The sequence below is a fragment of the Mesorhizobium sp. M5C.F.Ca.IN.020.29.1.1 genome (assembly GCF_003997375.1).
Lineage (GTDB): Bacteria > Pseudomonadota > Alphaproteobacteria > Rhizobiales > Rhizobiaceae > Mesorhizobium > Mesorhizobium wenxiniae.
Genome location: NZ_RZSW01000265.1, coordinates 1 through 8,167, shown reverse-complemented (window position 1 = coordinate 8,167; position 8,167 = coordinate 1). Strand labels below are relative to the sequence as shown.

Sequence of the window (8,167 nt, the reverse complement as noted above, 5' to 3'; positions counted from 1 at the left end):
CTCGCACCAGCGCTTGAACAGACGCCGCCCCTCGCCGTCCTCGTCGGTCAACGTCTGGCGATTGTTGCCGCCGGCAATGCCGGGGCCGATCTTCGCCATCTCCATTATCGAATCCCACAAACGGTCTGAATTGATTCGCAGATTCTCGCCCGGAGCGGCCATTCAAGTTCCTCTCATCTATTCACGTATAGGGCGACGGTTCCCGTCGCCGCCCTATACGTTGTGGAGTATCTAGTCCACCGCCCTCAGCACTTCACGCACATGGTCGATCAATTCGTTGATCTGGCCCTTGGTGATGATCAGCGGCGGCGACAGCGCGATGATGTCGCCGGTGGTGCGGATCAAGGCGCCGCGCTCGAACGCCTTGACGAAGGCCGAGAAGGCACGCTTGGTCGGACTGCCGGGGATGGGCGCCAGCTCGATCGCGCCGATCAGGCCGATGTTTCTGATATCGATGACGTTCGGCTCGCCCTTCAGCGAATGCAGCGCGTCTTCCCAATACGGCGCCAGTTCCTCGCCGCGGGTCAGCAGGCCCTCTTCCTTGTAGGTGTCGAGCGTGCCGAGGGCTGCCGCGCAGGCGATCGGATTGCCCGAATAAGTGTAGCCGTGGAAGAACTCGATCATATGCTCGGGACCGGTCATGAAAGCGTCGTGGATTTCCTTCTTGACGAACACCGCGCCCATCGGGATGACGCCATTGGAGACGCCTTTGGCGGTCGTCATAATATCGGGGGTGACGCCGAAATAGTCGGCGGCAAACGGCGTGCCGAGGCGGCCGAAGCCGGTGATGACCTCGTCGAAGATCAACAGGATGCCGTGCTTGGTGCAAATCTCGCGTAGCCTCTCGAGATAGCCCTTCGGCGGCAGGATGACGCCGGTGGAACCGGCCACCGGCTCGACGATGACGGCCGCGATGGTGGAGGCATCATGCAGCGCAACGATGCGCTCCAGCTCGTTGGCCAATTCCGCGCCATGCTCGGGCACGCCCTTGGTGAACGAATTCTTCTCGGGAAGATGCGTGTGCGGCATGTGGTCGACGCCACCGAGCAGCGTGCCGAACATCTTGCGATTGGCCACGATACCGCCGACCGAGATGCCGCCGAAATTGACCCCGTGATAGCCGCGCTCGCGGCCGATCAGGCGGGTGCGTGAGCCCTCACCTTTGGCGCGATGGTAGGCGATCGCCATCTTCAGCGCAGTCTCCACCGATTCCGATCCGGAATTGGTGAAGAACACGTGGTCCATGCCCTTCGGCGCGAGGTCGACCAAACGGTTCGCCAGTTCGAAGACGATCGGGTGGCCCATCTGAAAGGCCGGCGCATAGTCGAGTTCGGCGGCCTGTTGCTGGATCGCCTCGGTGATCTTCGGCCGGCAGTGGCCGGCATTGACGCACCACAGGCCGGCGGTGCCGTCGAGAACCTTGCGCCCGTCGCTGGTCGTGTAATGCATGTCCATGGCGGACACCATCATGCGGGGCGCCTGTTTGAATTGCCGGTTCGCCGTGAACGGCATCCAGAATGCGCTGAGATCGTTCGGCGTGACTTTCAGCCGGTTGGACATGACCAAGACTTCCCCTTGTAACCTGTTTCGGTGCGGCTAACGCTTGGTCTTCCCGACACTTGGTCTCTGCTGCGTTTTCGTGCTACGCAAATTTTTGACCGATCGGACAAACGTTAGCACCGCCCTGTCGGCGGTCAAGGATTACTAGCGGAAATGCGGCAGCTGAGGCGCGCTCCACAGGCCGGAGAAAAACTGGTCCAGAGAATTGGTCCAGATGACCCTCGCGGCAATGTCCTGCGGGGATGACGACAGGCATGGACACCCCTGCCCCGCGCCGCACCCGCATCCAGCAGGAAAAGCGCGAGCTCATCCTGGAGGCGGCGCTCGAGGTGTTCTCAACCAACGGCTTTCGCGGCTCGACCATCGACCAGATCGCCGAAGCCGCCGGCATGTCGAAGCCGAATCTGCTCTACTATTTCCGCCGCAAGGAGGACATCCACGAGACGCTGATGCAGCGGCTTCTGGACACTTGGCTGGCGCCGTTGCGCGAACTGGACGACATCGGCGATCCCCTAACCGAATTGCGCAGCTACATCAGGCGCAAACTCGAAATGGCGCGCGATTTTCCTAGGGAAAGCCGGCTGTTCGCCAACGAGATCCTGCAGGGCGCGCCGCGCATCATGCCGATGCTTGAAGGCGAGCTGAAGACTCTGGTCGACGAGAAGGCCGCCATCATCAAGGGTTGGATGCGCGCCGGCAAGATCGCCCGCACCGACCCCTGGCACCTGATCTTCTCGATCTGGGCGACGACGCAGCACTATGCCGATTTCGACGTTCAGGTCCGCGCCGTGCTCGGCCCCAACCGCGGCGGCGACGGCCGCTTCGAGGATGCGGCAAGGTTTCTGGAACAGCTGTTCATCGATGGGCTGAAGCCGAAAAGCTAGCGGCAAAATGGTTTAACAGGTGGAGAGCTGGTTGCAGCCGACATTCACCGTTCGCTTGGCTGTCGCAGACCATGGAGGTTGGCCGAAGCACTCATCGTTTCGTCATCCTGGGGCGCAGCAAGGAGCGAAGCGACGCGGCGCAGACCCCAGGATCCATGCCGTAACCTCAGAGCGCTGCTGCAGTGCAGAATTCTGTTCCGCCGCATTCCTCGGTTGATGTCGCGGCATGGATCCCAGGGTCTCCGCGACGCCGCTTCGCGGCTGCTACGCCCTGGGATGACGAAGCTGAGGGGCTGCGGCCAACCAATGAATCTCGCGCCAACGCGCAAGCCTATGATGCAAAGGCAAGGCAGCAATTGCGGACATTGAGCTTTGACCTCGTCGGGCGCCCCTCCCCGATATGAAGGAACGGCATTCATGACTGAGAAATGCCGTGATCGTTGGCGGCTCGTCCGGCATCAGCGTCGGCGCGGAAGCTGCTTGGCCCGGGTATGAGGTGACCATCTCCGGCAAGGGTGCATGGCGCAGCCTTGGTGCGGCCGGCCTGCGATTTGCCGCATAGTTCATGTCGCCCAAACCTGCCGTCGGGCTTTGACCCGAGGGGTGCGCAGCGGTTTGGGATAACGACATGCAAAACAAGCGGTAATGGCACGCTGTTCGAAAAGGCTCAATCGGACGTCAGGCCGGGCCAGAAGGCCAGCGCCATTAGCCCGGCGATAATGGCATACCAGACCGCCGTATGGGTTGCCTTCATGATCGGCCGCCCCACTTCCCGTGCCCGGTTCGGATGCAGGGGGTCATACATGACCTTTACTGCCGCTCCGACCGAACCGGTCATGTTATTGACCGGCAAATGCGATTCAAAGCGCCAGATCTTGCCGAGGCGATCGGCGAATTCGATGGTCGGCGTCCTGGGCGAGTCGTCCGACATCTTTATCTCCACCACCTTGCCTGTCACATAGACGCGACGGTGCCGAAGCACGAGATCGCCATAGGTGTGGGGAACGACAAGCACCAGGAAAAAGAGACCGCAGACGAAGCACCAGAGTTGGATATCGCTCGGAAAATAGCCGAATGCTTCGGCAAGCGCCCGAAGCGGCGAGAGCGCGAGGTGAAAGGCCTGCGAAACGCTTCCCCAGAAGCTATTCCAGCTTTGCTCCATAAAGGCTCCGACAAGCGAAACTGAGCCAATCATACGAGGCAATCGCAACGGAGCGATTAATGCGCAGATGACAATTCATACCATATCGGCTGGGCGATTCCTCTTAAAGCGCCTGGCCCATCAGCGCTAGGAATCCTCCGGTCAGCGCGACATTGCCGACAAAGCCGTTGATGCGGGACGCGCCCTCGGGCCCCTGATGATCCCAGAAATTGTGGAACATCGGCGTAGCGATGACAAGGAACAGCACCAGGCACAGAGCCGCGGCAGCGGTCCAGACACCTGATATCACCAGCGCTCCGGAAACGATCTGCAGCACGATCCCCAGCCACAGCATCAGCCGCGCCTGCGGCACGCCGCGTGCCGTCATCATCTGAGTCAGGAAGCCTGCATTCTGGATGTTGCGGAGGCCGGCAAAGACGAACGCGCCGCCGAGCAGCAGGCGGGCGGCAAGAAGAATCTCATTCTCAAAATTCGACAACATGGTCTTGATCCCAAAGAAAAAAGAGACGCGCGGCGTAAAGGCCGCGCGTCAGGTCCGTCCGCTCAAGCGGCCTTGGCTGCCGCTACCGGATGAATGGCGTGAAAGGAGACGCAGAGCCGGTTCCAGATGTTGATCATGCCGATCGCCACCGTCAGCTTGGCCAGTTCCTCTTCCAAAAAGTGTTCAAGCGTTTTTGCATAGAGTCCGTCCGAAACACCGTTATCGGCGATCTTCGTCACCGTTTCGGTCCAGGCGAAGGCAGCGCGTTCGCGCTCGGAAAACAGCGGCGATTCCTTCCAGGCGGAGACGAGGTAAAGCCGCTGCTCGGTCTCGCCGTCATGGCGCGCCTCGCGGCTGTGCATCTCGACGCAATAGGAACAGCCATTGATCTGCGACGCCCGCAGCTTGATCAGGTGCAACAGGCTTGCCTCGAGCCCGCATTCGTCGACCGCCTTGTTGAGCGCCGATACCGCTTTCATGATTTCCGGCGCCGCGCCGAAGAATTGCAGCCTCTGTTTCATCGTCTTCACCTTTCACGCTTGCTTGGTTGAACTCGATTTCTGCGGTCGCTGATGGCGCTCGACAAAGGCGCAGTTCGCGGCGACTGAACGGGGATCGGCATCGCTCCTATACTGCGCCACGATGTCGGACAGCCGCGCCTCGGCAAGAGCCGCGCGATAGGCGCGCTCGGCCTTCAGCATCGCGACGTTGATGCCGCAAAGTTTGACATAGGCCGAGGCATCGAGCCTGGCCGGCCCGCGTTGACGGATTTCGCCGCAACGAAAGGCCGGTTCGCGTCCTTCCACGGCGAGCACGATGTCGAGCAGCGTTATGCGCTCTGCCTGCCGCGCCAGCCGGTAACCGCCCGATGGCCCGGGCACCGATTCCAGAATGCCCGACGCCGTCAACGCGTTGAGATGCTTGAGGAGATAGCTCGGCGACAGGCCGAACGCTTCCGCCATGGCAGCACCCGGCATGGTCGCCGCGCCTTCCATGCCGGCAAGCATTGCGGCGCAGTGGATGGCCGCTTCGACGCCCTCGCCCAACTTCATCGTGCTGATCTCCGATTCATGGATACATTTTTATCGTGGATAATTTATATCCGCAATATGGAAATGAAAAATCTTTACGTGTTTGCGATGGCCGCGAAAGAGAGATTGCCGAAGAGCGAAGGTCGCGCAGCACGCGACTTCTGTTCCTCGCCCCCGCAGAGCGGGGGAGAGGTGGCCCGGCGAAGCCGGGACGGAGAGGGGCATGACGTTTGCGACGACAGAAACGGTGAAGGATGAGGCGCAGGATAAAAGGCCATCAGGGAGCCATTCCCAGCCGCCCCGAAGACCCCTCTCCGTCCCGGCTTCGCCGGGCCACCTCTCCCCACTTCGTGGGGCGAGGAACTCCGGCTGAAGCGAGCCCTACTCCGCCGCCACCTTGGCCATCGGGTTGTTCGGATGCGTCGTCCAGTTGGCGTAGACCGGCGACACCGGTCTGCCGGTGCGCTGGTCCATCACGCCAGCCGCCAGCGGCTCCATGGTGATGCAGTTCTCGACCGGGCAGACATTGACGCAGAGGTTGCAGCCGACGCATTCCGCCTCGATCACCTCGAAATGCCTGACGCCGTCGACGATTGCGGTGATCGCCTGGTGCGAAGTGTCCTCGCAGGCGATGTGGCAGCGGCCGCATTTGATGCAGGCCTCCTGGTCAATATGCGCTTTGGCGACGTAGTTGAGGTTGAGATATTGCCAGTCGGTGACGTTGGGCGTGGCGCGGCCGATAATGTCGTCCAGCGAGGCATGGCCCTTCTCATCCATCCAGTTTTCCAGGCCGGCGATCATCTCCTGCACGATCTTGAAGCCATAGGTCATCGCCGCCGTGCACACCTGCACATTGCCGGCGCCGAGCGCCATGAATTCGGCGGCGTCACGCCACGTGGTGATGCCACCGATACCGGAGATCGGCAGCCCGTGCGTTTCCGGATCGCGGGCGATCTCGGCCACCATGTTCATGGCGATCGGCTTCACCGCCGGGCCGCAATAGCCGCCATGCGAACCCTTGCCGTCGATTGTCGGCTCCGGTGCGAAACTATCGAGATTGACGCCGGTGATGGAATTGATGGTGTTGATCAGCGAGACGGCGTCGGTGCCGCCGGCAAGGGCGGCACGCGCCGGCTTGCGCACATCGGTGATGTTGGGCGTCAGCTTGGTGATAACAGGCATGCGGGTGTTGGCCTTGCACCAGCGCACCACCATTTCGATGTATTCCGGCACCTGGCCGACCGCCGAGCCCATGCCGCGTTCCGACATGCCGTGCGGGCAGCCGAAATTGAGCTCGATGCCGTCGGCCCCCGTCTCCTCGACCACCGGCAGGATGGCCTTCCACGCATGCTCCTCGCAAGGCACCATCAACGAGACGACGATGGCTCGGTCGGGCCAGTCCATCTTGACCTGCTTGATCTCGCGCAGATTGACCTGCAGGTCGCGGTCGGTGATCAGTTCGATGTTGTTCAGGCCGAGCAGGCGCCGATCGGCGCCCCAGATCGCGCCGTAGCGCGGACCGTTGACGTTGACCACCGGCGGCCCCTCTTCGCCAAGCGTCTTCCACACCACGCCTCCCCAGCCCGCCCTGAAGGCGCGGATGACGTTGTAGGCCTTGTCGGTCGGCGGCGCCGAAGCCAGCCAGAACGGATTCGGCGATTTGATGCCGACGAAATTGTTTCTGATATCTGCCATGCTCATGCCCTCCCGTTCGAGGTCAGTGCCCGGTGAATCGATTCGGCCGCGTCGCGGCCCTGTGCGACGGCGGAGACTGTCAGGTCGTCGCCGCCGAAGATGCAGTCGCCGCCGGCCCAGACGTTTGGCAACGAAGTGCGGCCTTCGACATCGACCTTGATGCGGCCGCCCTCCAAAGCAAGCAAGGCACCGCTGCCGTTGAGCGCAGCCGGGACAAAGCTCTGGCCGATGGCCTTGAACACCTGATCGGCGACCAGCGTCAGCCGCTCGCCGGTGCCGACGAGCTTGTCGCCATCCATCGCCGTATATTCGAGTTCGATGCCCGAGACCTTGCCGCCTGCGGCAATGACCCGCTTCGGCTGCAGCCAGTGACGGATGGTGACGCCGTTGGCGGCAGCCAGATCCTGCTCGAATTCGGAAGCGTTCATGTGCTCCTGCCCGCGCCGGTAGCAGATCGTCACCTCTTCGGCGCCGAGCAGCTTCGACTGCACCGCCGCATCGATCGCCGTCATGCCGCCGCCGATGACGACGACACGCCGGCCGACCGGCAGGCTGGCAAGGTCACTGGCCTGGCGAAGCTCGGCGATGAACTCCACCGCATTGGTGACACCTTGCGCCTCCTCGCCGTCGGCGCGCAGCGCGTTGACGCCGCCAAGCCCCATGCCGAGAAACACCGCGTCATAATTCCTAGTCAGGTCCGACAATTGATAGTCGCGGCCGAGGGCCTTGCCATTCTGGATGTCGATGCCGCCGATCGACAGGACATAATCGACCTCGGCCTGGGCAAAATTGTCGATGCTCTTGTAGGCGGCGATGCCGTATTCATTGAGACCGCCGGCTTTCGGACGGGCTTCCAGGATGGTCACCTCATGACCATGGCGGGCAAGCCGATGGGCGGCGGCAAGACCTGCCGGTCCGGCGCCGACCACGGCGACCGTCTCGCCGGTCGGCGCGGCGCGCGCATAAAACTGCTTGTTCTCAGCCATGGCGACATCGGTTGCATAACGCTGCAGCCGGCCGATCTGCACCGGTTTGCCTTCCGCCACTTCGCGCACGCAGACCTCTTCGCACAGCGTCTCGGTCGGACAAACGCGGGCGCACATGCCGCCCAAAATGTTCTGGTCGAAAATCGTCTTGGCCGAGCCGATCGGATTGCCTGTCGAGATCTGGCGGATGAACAACGGGATGTCGATCGAGGTCGGGCATGCGTTCATGCACGGCGCGTCGTAGCAGAAATAGCAGCGATCGGACTCGACCAGCGCCTCGTGATGATCGAGCGGCGGATGCAGGTCGGAAAAATTATCGGCATATTGCTCGGGCGAAAGCCGGCCGCCGGCAATGCCCTGCTTGAAAT

Annotated in this window: 9 protein-coding genes and 1 pseudogene; 2 read left to right on the top strand and 8 right to left on the bottom strand. The window is 62.0% G+C overall.

All coding sequences use genetic code 11. The annotated features are described in order from the left end of the window. Window positions 1-162: pseudogene (locus tag EOA85_RS20475) on the bottom strand (Zn-dependent hydrolase); the annotation flags it as partial. 69 nt (window positions 163-231) lie between these two features. Continuing rightward, on the bottom strand, window positions 232-1,560 hold the full coding sequence (locus EOA85_RS20470) for an aspartate aminotransferase family protein (RefSeq protein ID WP_127210952.1): 1,329 nt from the start codon (window positions 1,558-1,560) through the stop codon (window positions 232-234). Window positions 1,561-1,814: 254 nt separating this feature from the next. Here EOA85_RS20470 and EOA85_RS20465 point away from each other — a divergent pair, with 254 nt between their 5' ends. Both EOA85_RS20465 and EOA85_RS39910 read left to right on the top strand, forming a co-directional pair. Next, window positions 1,815-2,444, top strand: coding sequence for a TetR family transcriptional regulator C-terminal domain-containing protein (locus EOA85_RS20465; RefSeq protein WP_164759770.1), 630 nt, complete (start codon window positions 1,815-1,817; stop codon window positions 2,442-2,444). Between the two features lie 433 nt (window positions 2,445-2,877). Then, window positions 2,878-3,006, top strand: coding sequence for a hypothetical protein (locus EOA85_RS39910; RefSeq protein WP_281033763.1), 129 nt, complete (start codon window positions 2,878-2,880; stop codon window positions 3,004-3,006). A gap of 105 nt (window positions 3,007-3,111) precedes the next feature. Here the strand turns inward: EOA85_RS39910 and EOA85_RS20455 are convergent, their stop codons facing one another. From EOA85_RS20455 to EOA85_RS20430, 6 genes are all read right to left on the bottom strand, one after another. After that, complete coding sequence (locus EOA85_RS20455) at window positions 3,112-3,606, bottom strand: DUF3592 domain-containing protein (RefSeq protein WP_127210949.1); 495 nt, start codon at window positions 3,604-3,606, stop codon at window positions 3,112-3,114. Window positions 3,607-3,709: 103 nt separating this feature from the next. Then, window positions 3,710-4,087, bottom strand: coding sequence for a DoxX family protein (locus tag EOA85_RS20450; RefSeq protein WP_127210948.1), 378 nt, complete (start codon window positions 4,085-4,087; stop codon window positions 3,710-3,712). Between the two features lie 62 nt (window positions 4,088-4,149). Beyond that, window positions 4,150-4,608 (bottom strand): carboxymuconolactone decarboxylase family protein, encoded by a 459-nt coding sequence (locus EOA85_RS20445; RefSeq protein ID WP_127210947.1) that lies wholly within the window; start codon window positions 4,606-4,608, stop codon window positions 4,150-4,152. Window positions 4,609-4,620: 12 nt separating this feature from the next. Continuing rightward, on the bottom strand, window positions 4,621-5,139 hold the full coding sequence (locus tag EOA85_RS20440) for an Rrf2 family transcriptional regulator (protein ID WP_127210946.1): 519 nt from the start codon (window positions 5,137-5,139) through the stop codon (window positions 4,621-4,623). 360 nt (window positions 5,140-5,499) lie between these two features. Continuing rightward, window positions 5,500-6,813 (bottom strand): NAD-dependent dihydropyrimidine dehydrogenase subunit PreA, encoded by a 1,314-nt coding sequence (gene preA, locus EOA85_RS20435; protein WP_127210945.1) that lies wholly within the window; start codon window positions 6,811-6,813, stop codon window positions 5,500-5,502. Window positions 6,814-6,815: 2 nt separating this feature from the next. Continuing rightward, a partial coding sequence (locus EOA85_RS20430) for an NAD(P)-dependent oxidoreductase (RefSeq protein ID WP_164759769.1) occupies window positions 6,816-8,167 on the bottom strand: 1,352 nt, incomplete at its 5' end.

Excerpts from the sequence above, each read along its gene's own strand:
- EOA85_RS20470 (WP_127210952.1), bottom strand. The coding sequence starts at position 1,560 with ATGTCCAACCGGCTGAAAGTCACGCCGAACGATCTCAGCGCATTCTGG.
- EOA85_RS20465 (WP_164759770.1), top strand. The coding sequence starts at position 1,815 with ATGGACACCCCTGCCCCGCGCCGCACCCGCATCCAGCAGGAAAAGCGC.
- EOA85_RS20455 (WP_127210949.1), bottom strand. The coding sequence starts at position 3,606 with ATGGAGCAAAGCTGGAATAGCTTCTGGGGAAGCGTTTCGCAGGCCTTT.
- EOA85_RS20450 (WP_127210948.1), bottom strand. The coding sequence starts at position 4,087 with ATGTTGTCGAATTTTGAGAATGAGATTCTTCTTGCCGCCCGCCTGCTG.
- EOA85_RS20445 (WP_127210947.1), bottom strand. The coding sequence starts at position 4,608 with ATGAAACAGAGGCTGCAATTCTTCGGCGCGGCGCCGGAAATCATGAAA.
- EOA85_RS20440 (WP_127210946.1), bottom strand. The coding sequence starts at position 5,139 with ATGAAGTTGGGCGAGGGCGTCGAAGCGGCCATCCACTGCGCCGCAATG.
- preA (WP_127210945.1), bottom strand. The coding sequence starts at position 6,813 with ATGGCAGATATCAGAAACAATTTCGTCGGCATCAAATCGCCGAATCCG.